Annotated in this window: 24 protein-coding genes and 1 tRNA gene; 19 read left to right on the top strand and 6 right to left on the bottom strand. The window is 62.7% G+C overall.

What is annotated here, in order from left to right; translation table 11 throughout:
- Window positions 1–79: 79 nt before the first annotated feature.
- The 5 genes from AC1DU8_RS17285 (at window position 80) to tatC (ending at window position 2605) form a co-directional block, all read left to right on the top strand.
- The gene (locus tag AC1DU8_RS17285) at window positions 80–427 is read left to right on the top strand and encodes a DUF4870 family protein (RefSeq protein WP_477686073.1); all 348 of its coding nucleotides are present in this window, start codon (window positions 80–82) and stop codon (window positions 425–427) included.
- Window positions 428–450: 23 nt separating this feature from the next.
- A complete protein-coding gene (locus AC1DU8_RS17280; RefSeq protein WP_457279704.1) occupies window positions 451–810 on the top strand; it encodes a histidine triad nucleotide-binding protein in 360 nt (119 codons plus the stop codon).
- 175 nt (window positions 811–985) lie between these two features.
- Window positions 986–1225, top strand: a complete 240-nt coding sequence (tatA, locus tag AC1DU8_RS17275; RefSeq protein ID WP_122955331.1) for a Sec-independent protein translocase subunit TatA — start codon at window positions 986–988, stop codon at window positions 1223–1225.
- A 41-nt stretch (window positions 1226–1266) separates the two neighbouring features.
- Window positions 1267–1734, top strand: a complete 468-nt coding sequence (tatB, locus tag AC1DU8_RS17270) for a Sec-independent protein translocase protein TatB (RefSeq protein ID WP_457279703.1) — start codon at window positions 1267–1269, stop codon at window positions 1732–1734.
- 70 nt (window positions 1735–1804) lie between these two features.
- Entirely contained in the window at window positions 1805–2605 is an 801-nt protein-coding gene (gene tatC, locus AC1DU8_RS17265) for a twin-arginine translocase subunit TatC (protein ID WP_477666059.1), read from the top strand.
- A gap of 161 nt (window positions 2606–2766) precedes the next feature.
- Here the strand turns inward: tatC and AC1DU8_RS17260 are convergent, their stop codons facing one another.
- Window positions 2767–3924, bottom strand: coding sequence for a S1C family serine protease (locus AC1DU8_RS17260; protein ID WP_457279701.1), 1158 nt, complete (start codon window positions 3922–3924; stop codon window positions 2767–2769).
- 243 nt (window positions 3925–4167) lie between these two features.
- Between AC1DU8_RS17260 and AC1DU8_RS17255 the strand changes: the two genes are divergently transcribed.
- Window positions 4168–4773 (top strand): chalcone isomerase family protein, encoded by a 606-nt coding sequence (locus tag AC1DU8_RS17255; RefSeq protein WP_457279700.1) that lies wholly within the window; start codon window positions 4168–4170, stop codon window positions 4771–4773.
- Between the two features lie 34 nt (window positions 4774–4807).
- Window positions 4808–5569: a Nif3-like dinuclear metal center hexameric protein gene (locus tag AC1DU8_RS17250; RefSeq protein ID WP_457279699.1), complete on the top strand. Its 762-nt coding sequence runs from the start codon at window positions 4808–4810 to the stop codon at window positions 5567–5569.
- An 18-nt stretch (window positions 5570–5587) separates the two neighbouring features.
- Here the strand turns inward: AC1DU8_RS17250 and AC1DU8_RS17245 are convergent, their stop codons facing one another.
- Window positions 5588–6913 (bottom strand): hypothetical protein, encoded by a 1326-nt coding sequence (locus AC1DU8_RS17245; protein WP_457306555.1) that lies wholly within the window; start codon window positions 6911–6913, stop codon window positions 5588–5590.
- A gap of 223 nt (window positions 6914–7136) precedes the next feature.
- Here AC1DU8_RS17245 and pdxA point away from each other — a divergent pair, with 223 nt between their 5' ends.
- Complete coding sequence (pdxA, locus tag AC1DU8_RS17240) at window positions 7137–8171, top strand: 4-hydroxythreonine-4-phosphate dehydrogenase PdxA (protein ID WP_457279697.1); 1035 nt, start codon at window positions 7137–7139, stop codon at window positions 8169–8171.
- Window positions 8172–8453: 282 nt separating this feature from the next.
- Here the strand turns inward: pdxA and mscL are convergent, their stop codons facing one another.
- Window positions 8454–8879 (bottom strand): large conductance mechanosensitive channel protein MscL, encoded by a 426-nt coding sequence (gene mscL / locus AC1DU8_RS17235; protein ID WP_457279696.1) that lies wholly within the window; start codon window positions 8877–8879, stop codon window positions 8454–8456.
- Between the two features lie 291 nt (window positions 8880–9170).
- On the opposite strand from mscL, the gene petA reads away from it, so the two are divergent.
- The 6 genes from petA to AC1DU8_RS17205 all read left to right on the top strand — a co-directional run bounded on the left by petA (window position 9171) and on the right by AC1DU8_RS17205 (window position 13722).
- Window positions 9171–9806, top strand: a complete 636-nt coding sequence (petA, locus tag AC1DU8_RS17230) for a ubiquinol-cytochrome c reductase iron-sulfur subunit (protein WP_457279695.1) — start codon at window positions 9171–9173, stop codon at window positions 9804–9806.
- A 128-nt stretch (window positions 9807–9934) separates the two neighbouring features.
- Window positions 9935–11476, top strand: coding sequence for a cytochrome b (locus tag AC1DU8_RS17225; RefSeq protein ID WP_477666062.1), 1542 nt, complete (start codon window positions 9935–9937; stop codon window positions 11474–11476).
- Window positions 11477–11492: 16 nt separating this feature from the next.
- A complete protein-coding gene (locus tag AC1DU8_RS17220) occupies window positions 11493–12248 on the top strand; it encodes a cytochrome c1 (protein ID WP_477666063.1) in 756 nt (251 codons plus the stop codon).
- 85 nt (window positions 12249–12333) lie between these two features.
- Window positions 12334–12945: a glutathione S-transferase N-terminal domain-containing protein gene (locus tag AC1DU8_RS17215; protein WP_007868077.1), complete on the top strand. Its 612-nt coding sequence runs from the start codon at window positions 12334–12336 to the stop codon at window positions 12943–12945.
- Window positions 12946–13083: 138 nt separating this feature from the next.
- On the top strand, window positions 13084–13635 hold the full coding sequence (locus AC1DU8_RS17210) for a ClpXP protease specificity-enhancing factor (RefSeq protein WP_457279692.1): 552 nt from the start codon (window positions 13084–13086) through the stop codon (window positions 13633–13635).
- Window positions 13636–13646: 11 nt separating this feature from the next.
- Window positions 13647–13722 (top strand) — tRNA-Thr (locus tag AC1DU8_RS17205).
- 124 nt (window positions 13723–13846) lie between these two features.
- Here AC1DU8_RS17205 and AC1DU8_RS17200 read toward each other — a convergent pair.
- The gene (locus AC1DU8_RS17200) at window positions 13847–14164 is read right to left on the bottom strand and encodes a hypothetical protein (RefSeq protein WP_457279691.1); all 318 of its coding nucleotides are present in this window, start codon (window positions 14162–14164) and stop codon (window positions 13847–13849) included.
- Window positions 14165–14217: 53 nt separating this feature from the next.
- Here AC1DU8_RS17200 and AC1DU8_RS17195 point away from each other — a divergent pair, with 53 nt between their 5' ends.
- From AC1DU8_RS17195 to AC1DU8_RS17175, 5 genes are all read left to right on the top strand, one after another.
- On the top strand, window positions 14218–15198 hold the full coding sequence (locus tag AC1DU8_RS17195; RefSeq protein ID WP_477686065.1) for a M23 family metallopeptidase: 981 nt from the start codon (window positions 14218–14220) through the stop codon (window positions 15196–15198).
- Between the two features lie 214 nt (window positions 15199–15412).
- Window positions 15413–18178 (top strand): preprotein translocase subunit SecA, encoded by a 2766-nt coding sequence (secA, locus tag AC1DU8_RS17190; protein ID WP_477666064.1) that lies wholly within the window; start codon window positions 15413–15415, stop codon window positions 18176–18178.
- A 57-nt stretch (window positions 18179–18235) separates the two neighbouring features.
- A complete protein-coding gene (gene argJ / locus AC1DU8_RS17185; RefSeq protein ID WP_457279688.1) occupies window positions 18236–19477 on the top strand; it encodes a bifunctional glutamate N-acetyltransferase/amino-acid acetyltransferase ArgJ in 1242 nt (413 codons plus the stop codon).
- Window positions 19478–19488: 11 nt separating this feature from the next.
- Window positions 19489–20463 (top strand): ATP-binding protein, encoded by a 975-nt coding sequence (locus tag AC1DU8_RS17180; protein WP_477727021.1) that lies wholly within the window; start codon window positions 19489–19491, stop codon window positions 20461–20463.
- Window positions 20460–20900: an NUDIX domain-containing protein gene (locus tag AC1DU8_RS17175; protein WP_477727020.1), complete on the top strand. Its 441-nt coding sequence runs from the start codon at window positions 20460–20462 to the stop codon at window positions 20898–20900. The genes AC1DU8_RS17180 and AC1DU8_RS17175 overlap by 4 nt, the downstream gene beginning before the upstream one ends.
- 607 nt (window positions 20901–21507) lie before the next feature.
- Here AC1DU8_RS17175 and AC1DU8_RS17170 read toward each other — a convergent pair.
- Window positions 21508–22182 (bottom strand): lytic transglycosylase domain-containing protein, encoded by a 675-nt coding sequence (locus tag AC1DU8_RS17170; protein ID WP_477727019.1) that lies wholly within the window; start codon window positions 22180–22182, stop codon window positions 21508–21510.
- A 7-nt stretch (window positions 22183–22189) separates the two neighbouring features.
- The gene (locus AC1DU8_RS17165) at window positions 22190–23932 is read right to left on the bottom strand and encodes a proline--tRNA ligase (protein ID WP_477727018.1); all 1743 of its coding nucleotides are present in this window, start codon (window positions 23930–23932) and stop codon (window positions 22190–22192) included.
- Window positions 23933–23951: the final 19 nt, after the last annotated feature.

Genomic DNA, 23951 nt, shown 5'->3' with positions numbered 1-23951 from the left:
CATTGCTGGCTGCCATTACCTGTGGCTGATTTCCTTCCCCCTGTATCGCCTCATATCGCTTTGACTGGAACCTGAACGCATGGAAACCGACCTGGCCGAATTCGAAGGCAAGAATCCCGCCGACCGCACCATCATGCATGTGCTGTACGGCCTGCACACGCTGGCCTGGTTCAGCGGCGGTGTGTTTGCGGTGATCGCCGTCATCATCAACTACATTCGCCGCGCGGATGAAACCGATGCGCTCTACATCGACCACCACAACTACATGATTCGCACCTTCTGGTGGACGCTTGCGTGGCTGGTGCTGCTGTCGCCGCTGTGGCTGTTGATTGTGCCGGGGTGGGTGGCCTATGGCATTGTCTGCCTCTGGTACCTGTACCGCTGCGTGCGTGGCTGGATGCGTTTTAACAGCCACCGTCCTGCGTAATTTCCTTGAGTCACGACCCAGCCATGAACCACTCCGACACCTGCATTTTCTGCAAGATCGCCGCGGGCACCATCCCAAGCCGGAAAGTGTACGAAGACGACGAGCTGTACGCTTTTCACGACATCAACCCATGGGCGCCCGTGCATTTCCTGATCATTCCCAAGGACCATATTCCGTCCATGGCCCAGGTTGGCCCCGAACACGCCGCCCTGCTGGGGCGCATGATGGTGCTGGCCCCCAAACTGGCGATGGAGCAGGGTTGTAACCCGTATCCGGAGGGCGGCTACCGGATCGTGACCAATACCGGCGCCGAAGGCGGACAAGAGGTGCATCACCTGCACTTTCACGTGATCGGCGGCCCGCGGCCATGGCTGAAGGGCTAGAAGGGTTACAAGCCAAAGGGAACCCCGGTGCCCACAACCACACTAAACCGGTAGGCCAATGTGTGTAATCGGTTTTCCGGCAGGCAGGGCCTTTAGAATCAACGCAATTGCGTGCAAACCGCCTCAAACCGGCAATGTTGCATTTACACCTGTATTTACAGATTAGGAGCAAATCATGGGTTCATTTTCCATCTGGCACTGGCTGATCGTGCTGTTGATCGTGGTGATGGTTTTCGGCACCAAAAAGCTGAAAAACATGGGCAGCGACCTCGGCGGCGCCGTCAAGGGTTTTAAAGACGGCATGAAGGACGGCAGCCAGACGCCCGCCGACGTGCCCGTGCCGCCCGCCAGCGTGACCAACGCCCAGGCCGCTGACAAAACGACAATCGACGTTGAAGCCAAGCAGAAGTCTTGAGCGCAATCATCTGACGCAACCTTCCAGCGACACCTTCTGCAGTGATTGATCTAGGCATCTCCAAAATGGCGCTCATCGGCGCCGTGGCGCTGATCGTTATCGGCCCGGAGAAGCTGCCGCGCGTGGCGCGTACCGTGGGTACGTTGCTGGGTAAGGCCCAGCGTTATGTGGCCGACGTCAAAAACGAGGTCAACCGCTCCATGGAGCTGGACGAGCTCAAGAAGATGAAGGAAACCGTTGAGGGCGCCGCCCGTGACGTCGAGAACTCCATCCAGACCAACGCCAGCGATTTCGAAAAATCCTGGGCCGAGGCCACGGGAGAGTCGTCCTCCGGCGCTTTGCCGGGCATGGAAATCTTCCCCGAGTACAGGCACCCGAAAAAGAAGTGGCGGCTCAAGCAGGGCGCGACGCCCCAGTGGTACAAGGCCCGTTCGGGCGTACGCACCAAGGCCCAGTCCGGCGCGGCCCGCGTGGCGCGCTTCCGTCCGCAGCCGGGCCGCATGCCTTGAGCTGCTTTCCTGCTGATTCCTTCCTGTTTGCGTGCCTCCCCGCGCAGCCCCACCAGCGCAAATTCCCCTCATGAGCGATCCCCACACCGACAAGCCCGACGAACTCGCGGGCACCGAGCAGCCTTTTGTGCAGCACCTCGTGGAGCTGCGCGACCGGATGATCAAAGCGGTGATTGCCATCGGCATTGCGGCCGCCGTGCTGGCGGTATACCCCGGCGCCAGCGCACTCTATGACCTGATGGCCGCCCCGCTGGTGGCCACGCTCCCCAAGGGCGCCACGCTGATCGCCATCAGCGTGATCACGCCGTTCGTGGTGCCGATCAAGATCCTCTTCATGGCCGCCTTCATGATCGCGCTGCCGGTGGTGCTGTACCAGGTGTGGGCCTTTGTCGCACCGGGCCTGTATTCGCATGAGAAAAAACTGGTCATGCCGCTGGTGATTTCCAGCACCCTGCTGTTTTTCATCGGCGTGGCGTTTTGTTATTACTTCGTGTTTGGCCAGGTGTTCGCCTTCATCCAGAGCTTTGCGCCCAAGTCCATCACGGCGACGCCGGACATCGAGGAATACCTGAGCTTCGTGCTGGGCATGTTCCTCGCGTTCGGGCTGGCCTTTGAAGTGCCGATTGCGGTGATCCTGCTGGTGCGCATGGGCATACTCACCGTGGCCCAGCTGCGCCAGTACCGCGGCTATTTCTGGGTGATCGCCGCCATCGGCACCGCCCTGGTCACGCCGCCCGACGCCGGCTCCATGATCATGCTGCTGATGGTGGTGGGCGGACTGTATGAGGTCGGCATCCTGGCGGCCCTGCTGTTCGTCAAGCACACCAAGGTGCCAGAGACTGACAGCGACACCGAAGTAGCCAAACCCTGACTTCCGCCGGCGCTCGCCGGCTCAGCCCCTCCCGCATGCACGGGACGTCAAATCTTTTTGGAAAAAAAACGGCCACGGCCCAATGTGGCCGTGCGCAAGTCGCTATTAATTTGGTAGCATCTTCATGCACGATTGCAGCGTGCTGACGGCGCCCCGGCCGGTCAGCGCTGCTGCACCTTGGGCCGCTGGCGCTTGCCGGGCGTCACCGGGATCTCGGTCTGCTTGTCCTTGCGCAGCACCGTCAACGGCGCCGGCGTGCCGGGCTTGAGGGCTGCCACAGCGGTCAACAACTGGCTCACGTTGCGTACGCCCTTGCCGTTCACGGCGGTGATCACGTCGCCGGGTAGAAGGCCGGCCTGCGCGGCCGGGCCGTTTTGCAGAACGCCGGTGATGATGACACCACCCTCTTTGGCCGCAGCCGCCGGAAGGCCGAATGTTTCAGCGAGTTCGGGGTTGAGGTCCTGCGGCTCCACGCCGATCCAGCCCCGCGTGACCTGGCCGTCCTTCACGATGCCGTCGAGCACCAGCTTGGCAGTCGACACCGGGATGGCGAAACCAATGCCCATGGAGCCCCCCGAGCGCGAATAAATCGCGGTGTTGATGCCCATCAGGTTGCCGTTCACGTCGACCAGCGCGCCGCCCGAGTTGCCGGGGTTGATGGCGGCGTCGGTCTGGATGAAATTTTCAAAGGTGTTGATGCCCAGCTGGTTGCGCCCCAGTGCGCTCACGATGCCGCCGGTGACCGTCTGGCCCACGCCAAACGGGTTGCCGATGGCCAGCACGGCGTCGCCCACCTGCAAGGCGTCGGAGTTGCCCAGCACGATGACGGGCAGCTTGTCCAGGTCGATCTTGAGGATGGCCAGGTCGGTGTCCGGGTCGGTGCCTATGACCTGTGCTTTTGCCTTGCGCGTGTCGTTGAGGATGACTTCGATCTCGTCGGCGCCTTCCACCACGTGGTTGTTGGTCAGGATGTAGCCGCTGGCGCTGATGATGACGCCGCTGCCCAGTCCGCCCTGCGGTTCATTGGGGCTCTGGTCGCCGAAGAAAAACTTGAACCACGGGTCTTCGGCATGCGGGTTTTTGGCGGCGGCCTTGCTGGTGTTGATGCTGACCACCGCTGCCGAGGCAACTTTGGCCGCCGATGCGAAGCCGCTTCCGGCACCGCCGCTGCGCGGTGCGGTGCCGGCCGGGGCCTCGATGACGGACACGCCCGGCATGTTGCCGCGGTCCAGCCACTGCGGCTTGAGCGTGGCCACCACGAAGTAGGCCGCCAGCAGGACGGTGACGGTTTGGGAAAAAAGAAGCCAGGTGCGTTTCATGAGGCGTGAGGGTCGGCGTGCCGGTACGAAGGTGCGGAAGACGAAAGGGGGCGGGAATCCGGGGCGGCACAGGGCCGGAAGGGGCGCGGCGCCAACTGATGGAGTTTATCGCTTCGGGTCCCCGCTCGCTGTAAGGAAGCATGCCGGCTGGCTCCGGTACCATGTTCCTGGCTGCCGCAAGGCCGCAGCCGCGGGCAGCCTGAACCGCCGCCCGCGGTCAACAACCATAACGGAGGTGACAACATGCATCAGTGTTCAAGGCGGACCTGGCTCGCGCGTGGCGCGGCCGCATTGACAGCGGGTTCGGCGGGACTGGCATTGCCGGTTCTGGCCGCACCCACGGCGACGAAATTTCCGGCCAGTGTGGTGGCGCAGGGCACCACACTGCAGCTCAACGGCGCCGGCACCCGCTTCAAGGCCATTTTCAAGGTCTATGACATGGCCCTGTACACGAGCCGCAAGGTCTCGTCGGCCGACGAGGCGATGAAGCTGGGAACGCCCATACGCCTGGCCTTTGTGGCGCTACGCGAAGTCTCCGGCACCGACCTGGGCCGGCTCTTCCTGCGCGGCATGGCCGACAACTCAAGCCGCGACGCTGTCAGCCGCCACTCGGTGTCGAGCAACCGTCTGATCGATATCTTCTCGGGCCGCAGCAAGCTGATGCCCGGCGATTCGTTCGCGATGGAGTTTGTTCCGGGCAAGGGCACCAGCTTTTTCATCGCCGAGCAGCCGCAGGGCGCAGCGGTCGGTGATGCGGAGTTCTTTCGCATGGTGCTGGGCATCTGGCTGGGGTCCGTTCCGGCGGACTTCATGCTCAAGGACGCGTTGCTGGGCCTTGAGAAAAGCTGAGCGTCCTGAAGCAGCGCCCTGAGACAATGGGGCCATGAGCACCACACGACAGGACTTGCTGCAGGCCTTTGACACGCTTTTGCAGCCCGCGCGCTTCAAGGACTACGGCCCCAACGGTCTGCAGGTCGAAGGCAAACCCTCGGTCGGCAAGATTGTTTCCGGCGTTACCGCCAGCCTGGCGCTGATCGAAGCGGCCATTGCGGCGCAGGCCGACGCCATCTTTGTGCACCACGGCCTGTTCTGGCGTGGCCAGGACGGCCGCGTCACGGGCTGGATGAAGCAGCGCCTGGCCTTGTTGCTGGCGCACGACATCAACCTCTACGCCTATCACCTGCCGCTGGACGCGCACCCCGAGCTCGGCAATAACGCCCAGCTGGGCTTGCAACTGGGCCTCACGGCGACGGGGCGTTTCGGCGAACAGGACCTGGGTTTTATCGGTGGGCGCGTCGACGGAGGGGAATTTTCAGATGCCGGCGCACTGGCAACACATCTGGAAAAAGTACTTAATCGGGTTGTAACCAAAGCAGGACCAGCGCAATCAGCTATTAAAAACATAGCATGGTGCACGGGCGGCGCGCAGGGGTATTTTGAGGCGGCGATTGCCGCAGGCGCCGACGCCTTCATCACCGGCGAGATTTCCGAACCCCAGGCGCACTACGCGCGCGAGATGGGCGTGGCCTTCATCGCCTGTGGGCACCACGCCTCCGAGCGCTACGGCGCGCCGGCCGTGGCGGCGCAGGTTGCCACGCAGCTGGGCCTTGCCCACCAGTTCATCGACATCGACAACCCGGCCTGAAGCTTTTTCCCGAGAGGATCAGGCCGGCTTGTGGCGCTGCCGCCCGGCGCGGCCGGTGTTGGAACTGGCGGGTTTGGCCCGCAGCGGTGTTTGCGGCGCGGCGTTTCGCAGCGCATGCCAGCTGGAGCCCAGCTCGGCATGCTCCACCGGCACGGCGGTGCGGGTTTCCGGGTCCAGCAGCGCGGCGCGGGAGCGCATGGCGCGGGCAGCCTGCGCCACAGACTGCGCTTCGTGCAGCAGCTGGGCGACGTCCTTGCCGGCGACCGACAGATGAACGATGCCGACGGCAATGTCCGGCTTGATCCGGGCACGCCCCCCGCCCAGGGCCGTCACGTCCATCGGCCGGCGCAGGTCGGAGGCCACGCGCAGGCCCAGTGTGCGTATCCAGCGCGGCGAATGCATGGTTTCCAGCAGCACGACAAAGCAGCGGTCATAGTAGCGGCCGGCCGGGTTGACGGCGCCGGTGTGACGCTGAATGCGGCGCGCCATCTGGATATAGATTTCGTTCAGGCCGGCCTGGCCGATCTGGGGCAGCAGGCCTTCGGGCTCGAACAGCAGCACGGCCATCAGCGCGCCGTCGCGCCGCGTGCGCAGACGCCGGCGCTGCGCACGGATGATTTTCTGCACCATCGCCACGCCGTCATAGAGCTGGGTGATCGGGTCGTGCCCCGACGCTTCGCCGTGCTTCAATTGCCGCGTCTGCCGGTTGCGCAGCCACAGCATGGCGGCCGTGATGACCACACTGAGCAAGGCTGCCATGGCCACGCCGGCCTGCAGCGGCAGTGAAAACCGGGTGGGGCTCAGCGCCAGGCCGTACAGGCCGATCTGCGCGGGCAGCGTCAGCAGGCAGCCCAGCGCCAGGCCCCAGGCCATCCGGTCACCGAGTTGCGTGGCGCGAACCGACAGCCACAGCACCACGGAAAGATTGACGACGGCGAGCGTTGCCGAGGCGGGCAGGGCCCACTGCGGCTCCAGCAGCAGGCAGAGCGGCCCGCCGGCGATGCAGACCAGGGTGATGGTTAACAGGCTGACCTTCATCAGGTGGTCGCGCTGGTGGGCCGACAGCCATTTGCTGGCGCCGAAGCTGCCCATCGACGCGCAAGCCGGCCCGACAAGGAGTTGCGCAATGCCCAGCGACTCCTTGCCGTCCGGCCAGAGCTCCATGGGCAGGCCGCACAGCAGCATCACCACCAGCCAGCAAAGCACGAGGTAAGCCAGGGTCTGCCAGGCAGCGCGGGTGCGGCTGTAAAGGGCATCGGCCAGGGCCAGCAGCAGCACCAGGCCAAGTGCGCCGGCCGCAGCACTCCACAGCATCATTTCACCGTCGGACATCAGGACGGGCATGGCAGCATTCATGGCAGGCTGATGTCCTGTGCGCTGGCGGGCTGCCGCTGCGATGTGGTTTGCGCCAAAATACCCCCAGCATGCATCTGACCGACCCCCCTGAATTCATTGATCCGGCGCCGCGCTGTGCAGCCGGTGTGTTGACCTGTTTCTTTGTGATTATGGGCTGTCCTGTAACCAAATGCACCCTGCGGCCGCAATTCACCGCGGCGGCGCCCGGCTTGTGAACAAGCCGCTGCTCATCACCATGGGTGACGCCGCCGGCATCGGCCCGGAGATCATCGCCAGGGCTTTTCGCGATGCACCCGTTGAAATGGCGGGCTGCACCGTGGTGGGTGATGTCGCCACGATGCGCCGCGCTGCCGCGCTGACAGCGTCCCCGCTGGCGCTGCCGGTGGCCCGGCTGGACGCCCTGGCCGATGCGGTGGGGGTGCCGCCCCATTGCATCGGGGTGTTGCAAAAATGCGAGTTGGAGGCCGTGCCTTACGGCCAGGTCAATGCGCAGGCGGGCCAGGCCGCGGCCGACTGCATCGTCTGGGCTGCCCGCAGCGTGCTGGCCGGTGAGGCGTGCGCCATGGTGACAGCGCCCATCCACAAGGAAGCATTGGCGGCGGCCGGCGGCTGGGCAGCGGCCTTTCCGGGCCACACCGAAATGCTCCAGGCTGAAGCTGCCGCTTTTCTGGGTAAATCGGCGGCGGACGTGCCGGTGCGCATGATGCTGGCCAACGACGAACTCAAGACCGTGTTGGTGAGCATTCACATGTCACTGCGGCACGCCATTGAGGCCGTCACCTTTGACAACGTGTTGCAGACCTTGCGCATCACCCATCGCGCAGTGGCTGCCAGCCTGGGCCGGGCACCGCGCATTGCGGTGGCGGGGCTGAATCCGCACGCCGGTGAAGGCGGACTGTTCGGCAGCGAAGAGCAGGCCATCATCGCGCCGGCCATCGCTACCGCCCGCGCAGAAGGGCTGGATGTGAGCGGTCCCTTCGCACCCGACACGGTATTCATGCGCGCGCGCCATGCCGCCGGCAAGCCCGGCGAGTTTGACGTGGTGGTGGCGATGTACCACGACCAGGGGCTGATCCCGGTCAAGTACCTGGGCGTGGAGCAGGGCGTGAATGTGACGCTGGGCCTCCCGCTGGTGCGCACGAGCCCAGACCACGGCACGGCGTTTGACATCGCCGGCACGGGGCGCGCGGACGCATCCAGCTTGCTGGCGGCTGTTCGCATGGCGCGCCAGCTTGTTGTCGGCTAAAAATCAAGCGAAATCGGGCTCTGACCCAATAGCAGTCTGCGCTAGCAGCTATTGAATCAATAGCAAGCACCGTCTCTTCGCAAGCGGGGGCCGCGGTCTGGCTTTGCCAGCCGCAAGGCGCCGTCCCCTGTAGGGGAGAGGCCCGCTACACGAAGTGAGCGGGCAACAGGGGGGTAGATATCTTTCAAGCGAGGGCCGCGGTCTGGCTTTGCCAGCCGCAAGGCGCCGTCCCCTGCAGGGGAGAGGCCCGCTACACGAAGTGAGCGGACCACAGGGGGGTGCTTACTTTTTTAGACTGTCGCGGATTTCACGCAGCAGCACGATGTCTTCAGGCGGCGCGGCGGGCGGTGGCGCGGCTTCGTGGTGGCGTTTGAGCCGGTTGATCTGCTTGACCATCAGGAAAATGATGAAGGCCAGGATGACGAAGTTGACGCTCACCGTCAGGAAGTGGCCGTAGGCAAAGACCGGGACGCCGGCTTTTTTGAGGGCTTCAAGCGACATGTCGGTGCCCGGCGGCACGGTGCCAAGCAATACGTACATGCTGGAAAAGTCCAGCTTGCCGAAGACCAGGCCCACCAGCGGCATGATCAGGTCGCTCACCACGGCGTCGACGATCTTGCCGAAAGCGGCGCCAATGATCACGCCTACGGCCAGATCGATCACATTGCCCTTGACGGCAAATTCCTTGAATTCCTGCATCATTCCCATGAGTCTCTCCTGTTATTGGCAGCGGTTGCCGGCCGTACCGGCGTTCTGAAAAAAATGATTATGAAGGCTGGCCGTGTTTTCGGGCGGCGCGGAAGGGGCGGCTTGCAACAAAGTATGCGAAGGCGGCCGACTGCCTTAAAAACAGGCACTTCCAGCCCAGCCATGCGGGCCGCCACCGCCCGGGCCGGGCCCTCTGCCTTGAAAAACGACATCGCGCTCCGCTACAATTGCGGGTTGACCCCACTAAGCCTCCCACCAAGCCTATTTCAAGCCAGTTCTTGAAGGACTCTCATGACCCAAGCAAGCGAAGCAAGCGCGAACGGTGTGCCCCACGGCGCCCCCGTCGATAAAGATAAAAGAAACTGGCTCGTGGCCACCTGCGCTGTAGGCGGCGCAGGCGTTGCAGCCACCGCAATCCCCTTTGTCAGCACTTTCCAGCCCTCCGAAAAAGCCAAGGCTGCCGGTGCGGCCGTCGAGGTCGATATCTCCGGTGTGAAGCCCGGCGAAAAGATCACGGTGGAATGGCGCGGCAAGCCCGTCTGGATCATCAAACGCACGCCCGAGCAGCTCGCCGAGCTGCCCAAGGTCGACGCCCTCCTGGCCGACCCCAAATCCGAGCGCAAGCCCGACGAACTGACCCCTGAATACGCCCGCAACGAAAACCGCTCCATCAAGCCCGAAACGCTGGTGGTGGTGGGCATCTGCTCGCACCTGGGCTGCTCGCCTTCCGACAAGTTCCAGCCTGGCGCGCAGCCTTCGCTGCCCAACGACTGGGCCGGCGGCTTCCTGTGCCCCTGCCATGGCTCCACCTTCGACATGGCCGGCCGCGTGTACAAGAACAAGCCCGCGCCGGACAACCTGGAAGTGCCGCCGCACATGTATCTCTCGGACACCCGTCTGCTGATTGGTGAAGACAAGAAGGCCTGAAGGCGCTTGCCGTAACCCGCGTTAACCAAGCTCCTTCACAAGACCCTGTAGCCAGCACCTGATACCCGCCGACCTTTCTGCCGCGTACCAGGTGCTTGCCAAAGAATCCCACCGAACCAGGATCAGTTATGGCTGAATTCAAAGAAATTTCCCCCGATGCCCCGCTCGCCGTCAAGGCGATGAACTGGGTCGACAACCGGTTTCCCGCCAGCAAGCTCTACAAAGAGCACATGAGCGAGTACTACGCACCGAAGAACTTCAACTTCTGGTACGTCTTCGGCTCGCTGGCCATGCTGGTGCTGGTCATCCAGATCGTCACCGGCATCTTCCTGACGATGAACTACAAGCCCGATGCCGCGCTGGCCTTCGGCTCTGTCGAATACATCATGCGCGACGTGCCCTGGGGCTGGCTGATCCGCTACATGCACTCCACCGGTGCTTCGGCCTTCTTCGTGGTGGTCTACCTGCACATGTTCCGCGGCCTGCTCTACGGCAGCTACCGCAAGCCGCGTGAGCTGGTCTGGATCTTCGGCTGCGCGATTTTCCTGTGCCTGATGGCCGAGGCCTTCATGGGCTACCTGCTGCCATGGGGCCAGATGAGCTACTGGGGTGCCCAGGTGATCGTCAACCTGTTTGCCGCCATCCCTTTCATCGGCCCTGACCTGGCGCTGCTGATCCGCGGCGACTATGTGGTCGGCGACGCGACGCTGAACCGCTTCTTTGCTTTCCACGTCATCGCCGTGCCGCTGGTGCTGCTGGGCCTGGTGGCTGCGCACATCATCGCACTGCATGAAGTCGGCTCCAACAACCCTGACGGCGTTGAAATCAAGGGCCCGAATGCACCGAAGGACGCCGCAGGCCACCCGCTCGACGGCATTCCCTTCCACCCTTATTACACGGTGCACGACATCTTTGGTGTGAGCGTCTTCCTGATGATCTTCACGGCGATCATCTTTTTCGCGCCCGAGTTCGGCGGCTACTTCCTGGAGTACAACAACTTCATCCCGGCCGACCCGCTGAAGACGCCGGCACACATCGCACCGGTCTGGTACTTCACGCCTTACTACTCCATGCTGCGCGCCATCACCGGTGAAATGGCCGGTGCGCTGGGCATCATCGCGATCGTCGCCGCAGTGCTTGCCGCCCGCAAACTCTCCGGCATCTTCAAACCGGCGGTGCTGGTGATTGCCATTGGCGCGGCCTTGCTGCTGGGCCTGCTGCCTTCCATCGCCAACTGGATCGGCCTGGTCATTCCCTCCGCCGGCGCCGGCATCGCGCAAGGCCTGGATGCGCTGGCCAAACCGCTGGCCGGCGTGCCTTTCCTGGGCGAGCTCTGGGGCATGATGATCAAGGGTATCGACGCCAAGTTCTGGGGCGTGGTCGTGATGGGTGGTGCGGTCATCATCCTGTTCTTCCTGCCATGGCTGGACCATAGCCCGGTCAAGTCCATCCGCTACCGCCCTGACTGGCACAAATACCTCTACGGCATTTTTGTCGTGAATTTCCTGGTGCTCGGTTACCTGGGCGTTCAGCCGCCATCGGCCATCGGTGAGCGCGTGTCCCAGCTCGGCACCCTGTTCTATTTTGGTTTCTTCCTTTTGATGCCGTGGTGGAGCCGCCTGGGTACGCCCAAAACGCCGCCTGACCGTATTATTTTCCACGGTCACTAAGCAGGAGATAACAACAATGAAAAAACTGATTTTTTCCCTGATCGCGGCCCTCGGCCTGGTTGCCGGTGCACACGCTTCCGAAGGCGGTATTGCCTGGGACAAGGCACCGAACAACACGAATGACCTGGGCTCGCTGCAAAACGGTGCCAAGCTGTTCGTCAATTACTGCCTGAACTGCCACTCCGCTGCTTTCATGCGCTTTAACCGCCTGAAAGACATCGGCCTGACCGAGCAGCAAATCAAGGACAACCTGCTGTTCACGACCGAAAAAGTCGGCGACACCATGAAGGCCGCGATTGATCCCAAGCAGGCGAAGGACTGGTTCGGCGGCAATCCGCCCGACCTGACCGTGATTGCACGTTCGCGATCGGGTGCCGGCGGCACGGGTGCCGACTATCTTTACACCTACCTGCGCAGCTACTACCCCGACAACACCAAAGCCACGGGCTGGAACAACCGCGCTTTCCCGAGTGTGGCCATGCCGCATGTGCTGTGGGAACTGCAGGGTACGCGCGAGCCGCAGTACGACTACAAGGAAGAGCACGGCCACAAAGTGGAGATTTTTAAAGGTTGGAAGCAGCTCACCCCCGGCACCATGACGCAGTTGCAGTATGACGAGGCGATGGGCGACCTTGTGGGCTACCTGCAATGGATGGGCGAGCCGGCCCAGAACACCCGTATTCGTGTCGGCGTCTGGGTGCTGATTTTCCTTCTCGGCTTGACCTTTGTTGCCTGGCGCCTGAATGCGGCGTTCTGGAAAGACGTCAAGTAATTTTTCGCCGGGGCTAAGCTCCCGGCACCTTCTGGAGTGGATGCTTTCAATGTATCCACTCCTTTGCATTTAGGAGTTCCGCACCATGATGGTCCTTTATTCAGGCACGACCTGCCCCTTCTCGCACCGCTGCCGTTTTGTGCTGTTTGAAAAGGGCATGGATTTCGAAATCCGCGATGTTGACCTGTACAACAAGCCGGAAGACATCAATGTGATGAACCCATACGGGCAGGTACCTATCCTGGTCGAGCGCGACCTGATCCTGTACGAATCGAACATCATCAACGAGTACATCGACGAGCGCTTTCCGCACCCGCAACTCATGCCCGGCGACCCGGTTGACCGTGCGCGCGTGCGCCTCTTCCTGCTGAACTTCGAAAAAGAACTGTTCGTCCATGTCAGCACGCTGGAATCGCGCGCCTCCAAAGGCAACGAAAAGGCGCTTGAAAAGGCCCGTTCGCACATCCGTGACCGCCTGACACAGCTCGCACCGATCTTCCTGAAAAACAAGTTCATGCTCGGCGACAACTTCTCCATGCTGGACGTGGCGATTGCCCCGCTGCTGTGGCGCCTGGACTACTACGACATTGACCTGTCGAAAAATGCCGCCCCGCTGCTCAAGTACGCGGAGCGCATCTTTTCGCGCCCCGCCTATATCGAAGCACTGACGCCGTCCGAAAAGGTCATGCGAAAGTAATGGCCCCCACGCTTGTCGCTTCGCATACTGCGCTGCCCCCCGAGGGGGCGCTGCGCCTGCGGCCCGGCGAAGCCGGTTCCGCGGCCCCGGCTGGCGAAGAGTGTGACACGCTGTTTCGGATTTAACTTGGCTGAATTCATGAACGCCCTGGACTCCACGTCGACCCGCCCTTATTTGATACGGGCTTTGTACGAGTGGTGCACCGACAACGGCTTCACGCCTTATGTGGCCGTGTCGGTGGATGACACCGTGCAGGTGCCGCGCGAGTACGTCAAGAACAACGAGATCGTGCTCAACATCAGTTTTGACGCGACCTCGTCGCTCAAGCTCGGCAACGATTTCATCGAGTTCAAGGCGCGATTTGCCGGCAGTGCCCGGGAAATCATGGTGCCCATCAGCCACGTGATTGCGATCTATGCCCGTGAAAACGGGCAAGGCATGGCCTTTCCCATGGTTGCGGCTTCCGCCGGTCCGGTTTCCGGTGCTGAGGCGGGTGCCGAAGACCCTCATGGCGCACCTCCGGTGGCTGCCGCGCCGGCTGCGCACCCGCACAGCCCGGCGGAAGGCCCGGAAAAGATCATGCAGCTGGTGCCCGAAAGCAACGCTGATACGCAAGCCGATGACGGTTCCGAGCCGCCGGATCCGCCCAAGTCGCCGCGCACACGGCCTTCACTGAAACGGGTCAAGTAAAATAGCTTTGTGCCGCTTTAGCTCAGTTGGTAGAGCAACCGCCTTGTAAGCGGTAGGTCGTCAGTTCGATTCCGACAAGCGGCACCATTTCTCCTTTCCTGTTGCCTTCCCCATGCCATATGGGTACCATACGCTACGAAATTGGTAGCAGGCAATGTGATCAACATGCGGGCCAGGACGTATTGAGGCTTCTGTGAGCCGGTCTGGACGACTACTTTTTGGCTATTAGTATCTTGAGCCGAATTGATGTAACCTTCCAACCTTTGCCGAGAAGGCGCGCCTGGATCAGGGGGAGCAACTGCCGGATTTTTGCAGCAGCCGCATTGCCATTTACCAGCAGGCACCAGGTTTCACCGTCAATCGGTCCGGCCTGAACGGCGGGCCGCAGGGCTTCAGGAAGCAGCGATTCAATGGCCTTGAGCCTTTCGCTGGACTCCTGAACGAGCTCCGTCAGCCGTGCCAGGGAAGGTGAATTCCCGGCCGCCTGGTAAACGGAAAGCGCCTGGGGAAGGCGCCGGTCAGTGGTCATGATGGGCAGATAGCAGCCTGGCAAGCGCAAGCTGAAAAAAAAGAGGTAGACAAGTGCATTTGATTATCACGGATGCGTGGCTGGCGAAAAGCCGGGCCATTTATTTAAGCGGTACCAAACTGGTGCTGGCCGGCTTTGTCGCCGCCCTGGCGCTCATGCTCGTGGCTGCGGGTCTCTATCACTGGGTGTTCCTCAAGGGAGCGCGGGAAGGCTGGCCGGTCGTCGGCTCGCTGGTCAAGCTCATGGTCAAGGACGAATTCGACCAGCGTGACCGCTTCATGCGTGAGAACCTTGATGTCATGGCCAGGCGGGTCGGTGAAATGCAGGCCAAGATGATGCAGCTCGAAGCGCTCGGCGAGCGGGTGTCGGGCCTGGCAGGGGTCAGCCCGAATGACATCAAGGTGACGCCCGGCCGCGGTGGCGTGCTGGTGGCGGGTCCCTCGCTGACCATGGAAGAGCTGCAAGCCACCCTGGCTGACCTGGACAAACTGACTGACCAGCGCGTGGACCTCATGACCGTGATGGAGTCGCGCCTCTTCGACCAGAAGATCAAGAAAATGATGGTTCCCACCCAGGAACCGGTGGCCGGTGGCAATCTGGGCTCACCTTTCGGCTGGCGCATTGACCCGATGAACGGGCGCTCGGCCTTGCACACCGGCCTGGATTTCCCGTCCGAGCCGGGTACCGCGATACTGGCCGCCGCAGGCGGTGTGGTCGTCACGCAGGAATACCATCCCGCCTACGGCAACATGGTGGAAATCGACCACGGCAACGAACTCGTCACACGCTACGCCCATGCGTCCCGCGTGCTGGTCAAAAAAGGTGACCTGATCAAGCGTGGCCAGAAGATTGCAGAAGTGGGCACCACGGGCCGTTCCACCGGTCCGCACCTGCATTTCGAGGTGCTGGTCCAGGGCGTCTTCCAGGACCCGCAAAAATTCCTGACCGCAGGGCAAAAACTGCCCGGGCCCACGGTGGCAGCGGTTTCTCCGCGGCAGCCTGTGCCGGCTCCCCAGCTGCCGCGCCCCCACTAGGCGCTTGCCGCCGCTTGTGCCCACGTGCACGGCTTTTGGTTTGCCGCTGAGGTTTTACGGCGGCGGGCCATGCGACTCCCTTGGCAGAGTTAAAATCAGGGGTTTGGGCCCAGTTGAAGTAACTGTTGGCGCCCACACCTAGGTTCCGTACACAAAAAGGGATTTCGGCCGCATTGCCTAGCTCGCGGGAGCGGTCAAAGGCGGCCTCGCATTTATGGCTTCCAACATCCTGACCAAAATTTTCGGCAGCCGCAACGACCGCCTGCTCAAAACCTACCGCAAAACCGTAGAACGCATCAATGCGCTGGAACTCGAGTATGAGAAGCTGAGCGACGACCAGCTGCGCACCAAAACCCAGGAATTCAAAGACCGGGTGGCCGCAGGCGAAGAGCTCGATGCCATTCTTCCTGAAGCTTTTGCCGTGGTCCGTGAGGGCAGCAAGCGCGTCATGAAGATGCGTCACTTTGATGTGCAGCTGCTGGGCGGCATGTCGCTGCACAACGGCAAGATTTCCGAAATGCGCACCGGCGAGGGCAAGACCCTCACCGCCACGCTGCCGGTCTACCTCAACGCACTGACCGGAAAAGGCGTGCATGTGGTGACGGTCAATGACTACCTGGCCAGCCGCGACGCGCGCTGGATGGGCAAGCTCTACAACTTCCTGGGCCTCACCGTAGGCATCAACCTGCCCAACATGTCGCGCGAGGAAAAGCAGGCGGCCTACGGCTCCGACATCACCTACGGCACCAACAACGAGTACGGCTTTGACTACCTGCGCGACAACATGGTCTACGAGGTGGCAGACCGCGTGCAGCGCGGCCTGAACTACGCCATCGTCGACGAGGTCGATTCGATCCTGATCGACGAAGCGCGCACGCCGCTCATCATCAGCGGCCAGGCTGAAGACCACACCGAGATGTATCTGGCGATGAACAAGGTCGTGCCCTTGCTGACGCGCCAGGAAGGCGAAGCCGATCCGCGCACCGGCGAAGGCGTGACCAGGCCCGGCGACTACACCATCGACGAGAAAACCCACCAGGTTTTCCTGACCGAGCAGGGCCATGAGAACGCCGAGCGCCTGCTGTTCAACCTGGGCCTGATTCCGGAAGGCGCCACGCTATACGATCCGGCCAATATTTCGCTGATGCATCACCTGTATGCAGCGCTGCGCGCCAACCTGCTGTACCACCGCGACCAGCACTATGTGGTGCAGGACGGCGAGGTCGTGATCGTTGACGAATTCACCGGCCGCCTGATGTCGGGCCGCCGCTGGAGCGACGGCCTGCACCAGGCTGTCGAAGCCAAGGAAGGCGTGCAGATCCAGGCTGAGAACCAGACGCTGGCCTCCATCACCTTCCAGAACTATTTCCGCCTTTACAGCAAACTGGCCGGCATGACCGGTACGGCCGACACCGAAGCCTACGAATTCCAGGAAATCTACGGCCTCGAAACCACGGTCATCCCGCCCAATCGCGTCAGCCGCCGCGACGACCAGCTGGACCGCGTCTACAAGACCACCCGCGAGAAGTACGAAGCTGCGATCAAGGACATCCGTGAATGCTATGAGCGCGGCCAGCCCGTGCTGGTCGGCACGACGTCGATTGAGAACTCCGAAATCATCGACCAGTTGCTGATCAAGGAAAACCTGCCGCACCAGGTGCTCAACGCCAAGCAGCATGCCCGCGAAGCTGACATCATTGCCCAGGCCGGGCGGCCGAAAATGATCACCATCGCCACCAACATGGCGGGCCGCGGCACCGACATCGTGCTGGGCGGCAATGTGGAAAAATTGATTGAAGCGGTTGAAACGGACGAGTCGCTCGATGTGGCGGCTCAGGAAGCGGAAATCACCCGTCTGCGCGCGGTCTGGAAAGAAGAGCATGAGCAGGTTACCTCCCTGGGCGGCTTGCGCATCATCGCGACCGAACGCCACGAATCGCGCCGTATCGACAACCAGCTGCGCGGCCGTTCGGGCCGCCAGGGCGACCCCGGTTCATCGCGCTTTTATTTGAGCCTGGACGACCCGCTGATGCGCATCTTCGCGGGCGACCGCGTCAAGGCCATCATGGAGCGGCTCAAGATGCCCGATGGCGAGGCTATCGAGGCGGGCATTGTGACCCGCAGCATCGAGTCGGCCCAGCGCAAGGTGGAAGCGCGCAACTTCGACATCCGCAAGCAGTTGCTGGAATACGATGACGTAGCCAATGACCAGCGCAAGGTGATTTACCAGCAGCGCAACGACATCATGGATGCGGCCAACCTGCAGGCGCAAATCGCTTCCCTGCGCGAGGGCTGTTTCACCGACCTGGCGCGGCAGTATGTGCCGGTTGAAAGCGTTGAAGAGCAGTGGGACATCGCCGGGCTCGAGAACGTGCTGCGTGACGAGTGGCAGATCGAGTTGCCCCTGCGCCAGGAGCTGGAAGCCGCGACCGCCATCACCGACGACGAAGTCGTGGAAAAAGTCATTGCCGCGGCCAACGCCGCATTCGCCGACAAGGTCGAGAAAATCGGCGAAGAAAACTTCACGCAGTTCGAACGCATCGTCCTGCTGCAGAGCATCGACAGCCACTGGCGTGAACACCTGAGCGCCCTCGACTACCTGCGCCAGGGCATTCACCTGCGCGGCTATGCGCAGAAGCAGCCCAAGCAGGAATACAAGCGCGAGGCTTTTGAACTCTTCGGCCAGCTGCTCGACAGCGTGAAGAACGAAGTCACCAAGGTGCTGATGACGGTCAAGATCCAGTCGGGTGAACAGCTGGAGCAGGCCGCCGAGGAAATGGAAAGCCGGGCCGAGAACATCACCAACGTCACCTACACCGCACCCACTGAAACCGGTGAGGTGGAAACGACGCTGGACAGCGAATCGCAGCGCCGCGCGTCGTCCATACCGGCTGACGAAGTGCCGCGTGTGGGCCGCAACGACCCTTGCCCTTGCGGCTCGGGCAAGAAGTACAAAAACTGCCACGGCCGACTGAACTGAGCACCGCGCTGCGCTGAACACTGCCGATTTAACCCTGATTTTCCGGAGTCCTGGAACATGCCCGTCAATCTGGTTGCCACGCCCGCCGCGGACCTTTACCCTGTGCCCGGCGTGCGCTGGGGAATCACCGAAGCGGGCATCCGCAAGGCCAATCGCAAAGACCTTTCGGTGCTGCTGCTTGACGAGGGCGCCTCGGTCGGGGCCGTCTTCACGCAAAACCGCTTTTGTGCGGCGCCCGTGCAGATCTGCCGCGAGCACCTGGCTAAAAATGACGGCAAGACGGCCGGCATACGCGCCATGCTTATCAACACGGGCAATGCCAACGCCGGCACCGGCGACGACGGCCTGAGCCGCGCGCACGCCAGCTGCATCGCACTGGCCCGGCTGCTGGACATTGCACCTGAGCAGATCCTGCCGTTTTCCACTGGCGTCATCATGGAGCCGCTGCCCAACGACCGCATCGCGGCCGGCCTGCCTGCCGCACTGGAGGCTGCCAAGGCCGACAACTGGGGCAACGCCGCCGAAGCCATCATGACGACGGATACGGTCGCCAAGGCTTTCTCCGCGCGCGTGAAGATTGCAGGCGCCGACGTCACCATCACCGGCATCAGCAAGGGCGCCGGCATGATCCGGCCCAACATGGCCACCATGCTGGGCTTCATGGCCACCGATGCCTGCGTTGCCCAGCCGCTCATGGCGCAGCTGGCCACAGAACTGGCCGAAGGGTCATTCAACCGCGTGACTGTCGACGGCGACACCTCAACCAACGACTCGTTCGTCGTGATGGCCACCAACAAGGCGAAGCACCCGCCCATCACTTCACTCGACAGCGCAGAAGGCAAGGCCCTGCGCGCTGCCATGCTGGACATTGCCCGCAAGCTGGCCCAAGCCATCGTGCGCGACGGCGAAGGCGCCACCAAGTTCATCACCGTCGCCGTCGAAGGCGGCAAGACCGGCGAAGAGTGCCGCAAGGTGGCCTATGCGATCGCGCATTCGCCGCTGGTGAAAACCGCCTTCTTCGCCAGCGACCCCAACCTCGGCCGCATCCTGGCAGCAGTCGGCTACGCCGGTATCGATGACCTGGACCAGACAAAAATCGACCTCTACCTGGACGACGTGCTGGTCGCCAAAAACGGTGGCCGCCATCCTGCTTATGTCGAGGCTGACGGCCAGCGTGTGATGAAGCAAAGCGAGATCACTGTGCGCGTGGTGCTGGGCCGAGGCGATGCAGCCGACACGGTCTGGACCTGCGATCTCTCCTATGACTACGTCAAAATCAACGCGGATTACCGCAGCTAGTCCGGCCGAGCATGAACGAGCAGTTTGAACGCCTGATCACCCGTGTCGAGTCCCTGATGGCACGGATTGAATCCGTGCTGCCGCAACCGCTCACCGCGCCGGACTGGAGCGCTTCGATTGCCTACCGCTACCGCAAGCGCAGCTCCGGCCACGGCTCGCTGGAGCCGGTGCGCCACATCGGCAACATGAGCCTGGGCGACCTCAAGGAAATCGAGGACCAGAAGGAAAAGATCCGGCGCAACACCGAGCAGTTTGTCAGCGGCAAGCCCGCCAACAACGTGCTGCTGACCGGCGCGCGCGGCACTGGCAAGTCCTCGCTGATCAAGGCCTGCCTCAATGAATATTCGGCGCGCGGCCTGCGGCTGATCGAGGTCGACAAAGCCGACCTGACTGACCTGCCGGACATCGTCGACGTTGTGTCCGGACTGCCCGAAAAATTCATCGTCTTTTGCGACGACCTGAGTTTTGAAGAAGGCGAGCCCGGCTACAAGGCGCTCAAGTCCATCCTCGATGGTTCTGTGGCAGCGGCGACGCCCAATGTGCTGATCTACGCGACCAGCAACCGGCGCCACCTGCTGCCCGAGTACATGACCGAAAACCTCACCTACACCCACGGCGACGATGGTGAGGTGCATCCCGGTGAAGTGGTCGAAGAAAAGATTTCGCTGTCCGAGCGCTTTGGCCTGTGGGTCAGTTTTTACCCCTTCACCCAGGACGAATACCTGACCATCGTCGCGCAGTGGCTGTCGTCCTTCGGCGTGGGCCCCGACGCAATTGCGGCCGCGAGGCCCGCATCGCTGGTCTGGGCGCTGGAGCGCGGCTCACGCAGCGGCCGCGTGGCCTACCAGTTCGCCCGCGACTACGCCGGCCGCGACAGCGCCAGCCGGCCTGTGGCGGCTGCGCCCATCGCGGCCTATGAGCGGCCGGGCAAGGCGGCCGCTGCTGCGTCGCCCGACGGCGACCACGCCCCCGACCATTCGACATGAGCGTGCTGGTCGCCGACGGCGAGCGCCCACGCGAGGGCGGCGCTGACCGCAAGGTGGTCGACGTGGCTGTTGGCGTGCTGATCCGGCCGGACGGCGATTTCCTGCTGACCTCACGCCCGCCTGGCAAGGTGTACGAAGGCTATTGGGAATTCCCCGGCGGCAAGCTTGAGGCCGGTGAAACGGTCGAAGAAGCCCTGCGCCGCGAGTTGCAGGAAGAAATCGGCGTCACCATAGGCGCCGCCCAGCCCTGGAAAGTCGAGATGGTCGACTACCCGCATGCCCTGGTCCGCCTTAACTTCTGCAAGGTCTTCGACTGGACCGGCGAGCTGCACATGCACGAAGGCCAGTCATACGCCTGGCAAAACCTGCCAGTCACGGTGCAGCCGGTGCTGCCAGGCACGGTGCCTGTGCTGGACTGGTTTGCCGAAGAAAAATAGAACACCCCCGTTCAGGCTCACTGCGTGTAGCCTGCTCCCCCTTGCAGGGGGCGGCGCCTGCGGACTGGCAAAGCCAAAAACTAAGCTCACCCCGTCGGACGCTCACTGCGTGTAGCGCCTTCCCCCTTCCAGGGGCGGCGCCTGCGGACTGGCAAAGCCAGATCCGCGGCCCCTGCTGGCGAGGCAGCCGGCCGCTATTAAATTTATAGCTGCTCGCGCCCGCCAGAATTGGGCTAGAGGCACTATTCATGGGTAAAAAGAGGCCAAAAACCCCCTTTTAGAGACCAAAATGCCTTCAGGACTCGTTGTATTGGCCGTAAAACATCGTCAAAACCCTGTTTTCAGGTATTAAATCGGACCTCAGCCCAATAGGGACGCGCGCGAGTAGCTATTGAATTGATAGCGCCATGCTGTATCAAGCTGGCACCGCGGAACTGGCTTTGCCAGGCCGCAGGCGCCGCCCCCTGCAAGGGGGAGCAGGCTACACGCAGTGAGCCTGAACGGGGGTGTGCCGATGGCACCGCGGAACTGGCTTTGCCAGGCCGCAGGTGCCGCCCCCTGCAAGGGGGAAAGGGGCTACACGCAGTGAGCCCCGATGGGGGTGTACCTAATATTCCCAGGCCTTGCTGGCCCCCATCACGGCGTTCGGATAAGGCGACTTGCCCCGCGATCCGTTGTAACGGCCCAGGCCCATGAAGAGGTCGCCGCGTTCGCGGTCCAGGTAGTGGCGCAGGATCACGCAGCCAAAGCGCAGGTTGGTCTGCATGTGAAAGAGCTTGGACGGATCCCCGTCACCGATCACGCGCGTCCAGAAAGGCATGACCTGCATGTAGCCACGCGCGCCGACGTTGCTCACGGCGAATTTGCGGAAGTTGCTTTCCACCTGGATCAGGCCCAGCACCAGCGTGGTGTCCAGCCCGGCGCGGCGGCTTTCGTACCAGACGGTTTGCAAAAACTCCTTGCGGATCTGCCACTCGGGTTTTTTCTTCTTCAGCCGCTCGCTCATGGCGCCCAGCCAGCGCAGGTAAGCCAGCCGGCTTTCAGTGTCCTTGAACTCGGGCACGGGAGGCGCCTGGTTGGCAATCGCCGAGCTCAGCGCGGTGCGTACCGAGTCGATCAGCGGCTCTTCAACCTGCGCGCCGGCATGCGCCTGCTGCGCCAGCAGCAGCGGGCTGAGGGCGATGGGCAGGGCCTGCAGGCAGCTTCGCCTGGAAATCCCCCGCGCCCTGGCCTGGGCGGCAGCTTCGGATGCGGACAGGGTCAAAGAGCGCACGGAAACCATTGGAGCGTCAAAGCGCCAGCTTTCCCTTGAGGAAATCAAAGGCGCCGGCAACGTCGATCTTGCTGGAAGCTGCATCGCGCCGGTGCTGGTATTCGAGTTGGCCGTCTTTGAGGCCGCGGTCGCCGATGGTGACGCGGTGCGGCACGCCAATCAGTTCCCAGTCGGCAAACATGGCGCCGGGCCGTTCGCCGCGGTCGTCCAGGATCACGTCCACACCGGCTGCGAGCAGTTCTGCGTAAAGCTTGTTGGCGGCCGCTTCGACTTCGGGAAAGCGGTCGGGGCTGATGGGGCACAGCACCACGGTGAAGGGCGCAATCGCGTCGGGCCAGATGATGCCGCGCTCGTCGTGGTTCTGCTCAATGGCGGCGGCCGGCAGGCGTGTGATGCCGATGCCGTAGCAACCCATTTCCAGGAATTGGGGCTTGCCGTTTTCACCGAGGAAGGTGGCGTTCATGGCCTGGCTGTATTTGGTGCCGAGGTAGAACACGTGGCCGACCTCGATGCCGCGCTCGATGACCAGCGCACCCTTGCCGTCGGGTGAAGGGTCTCCCGCGACCACGTTGCGGATGTCGGCCACCAGTTCGGGCTCGGGCAGGTCGCGGCCCCAGTTGACGCCGGTGGTGTGGAAGTCCAGTTCGTTGGCGCCGCACACCCAGTCGGCCATGGCCGCGACTTCGCGGTCCGCCATCAGCTTGACGGGCTTCTTCAGGTTGAGCGGGCCGAGGTAGCCAGGCTTGCAGCCGAAATGGTCTTCAATCTCCGGCAGGGTGGCAAAGCGAAAGTCCGCCAGGCCCGGCACCTTGCCAACCTTGACCTCGTTCATGTCGTGGTCGCCGCGCAGCAGCAGCAGCCAGACCTGCGTCTTGATGACCTTGCCGGTTTCATCCATCTGGTCGGTGGCCAGTACCAGCGACTTGACGGTGGAAGCGAGCGGGATGCCCAGCAGTTCCGCCACGTCGGCGCAGGTGGCTTTGCCGGGCGTGGCGGTTTTGGTCAGCGCCTGGGAAGCGGCCTTGCGTGCGCCCTGGGGCGCCAGCGCCTCGGCTTTTTCCATGTTGGCGGCGTAGTCGCTGCCGGGGCAATACACGATGGCGTCTTCGCCGGTGGCGGCGATCACCTGGAACTCTTCGCTGAGGTCGCCGCCGATGGCGCCGCTGTCCGCCGCGACGGCGCGGTAGGTCAGGCCAAAGCGGTCAAAAATCTTGCGGTAAGCAGCGGCCATGACCTGGTAGCTGGCCTTGGCGCTCGCCTGGTCGCGGTCAAAGCTGTAGGCGTCCTTCATGATGAACTCGCGCCCACGCATCAGGCCGAAGCGCGGACGGCGTTCGTCGCGGAACTTGGTCTGGATCTGGTACAGGTTTTTCGGCAACTGCTTGTAGCTCTTGATGTCCTGGCGCATCACGTCGGTGACGACTTCCTCGCTGGTCGGCTGGACCACGAAGTCGCGGCCGTGGCGGTCCTTGATGCGCAGCAGCTCGGGGCCCATTTTTTCAAAGCGGCCGGTTTCCTGCCAGAGCTCGGCCGGCTGGATCACCGGCATGGTCATTTCGATGGCGCCGGCGCGGTTCATTTCCTCGCGCACGATGGCCTCGACCTTGCGGATCACGCGCAGGCCCATCGGCATGTAGTTGTAGACGCCGGCGCCCAGTTTCTTGATCATGCCGGCCCGCATCATGAGCTGGTGGCTGACGACTTCCGCGTCGGCAGGCGCTTCCTTGAGGGTGGAAATAAAGAACTGGGAGGCTTTCATGGGCGGTTTTCGGGGATTC

This window comes from Polaromonas sp. P3_A5 (assembly GCF_056403055.1).
Note: the sequence above shows the minus strand (reverse complement) of the source record. Positions and strands in the feature narration are given on the sequence as shown.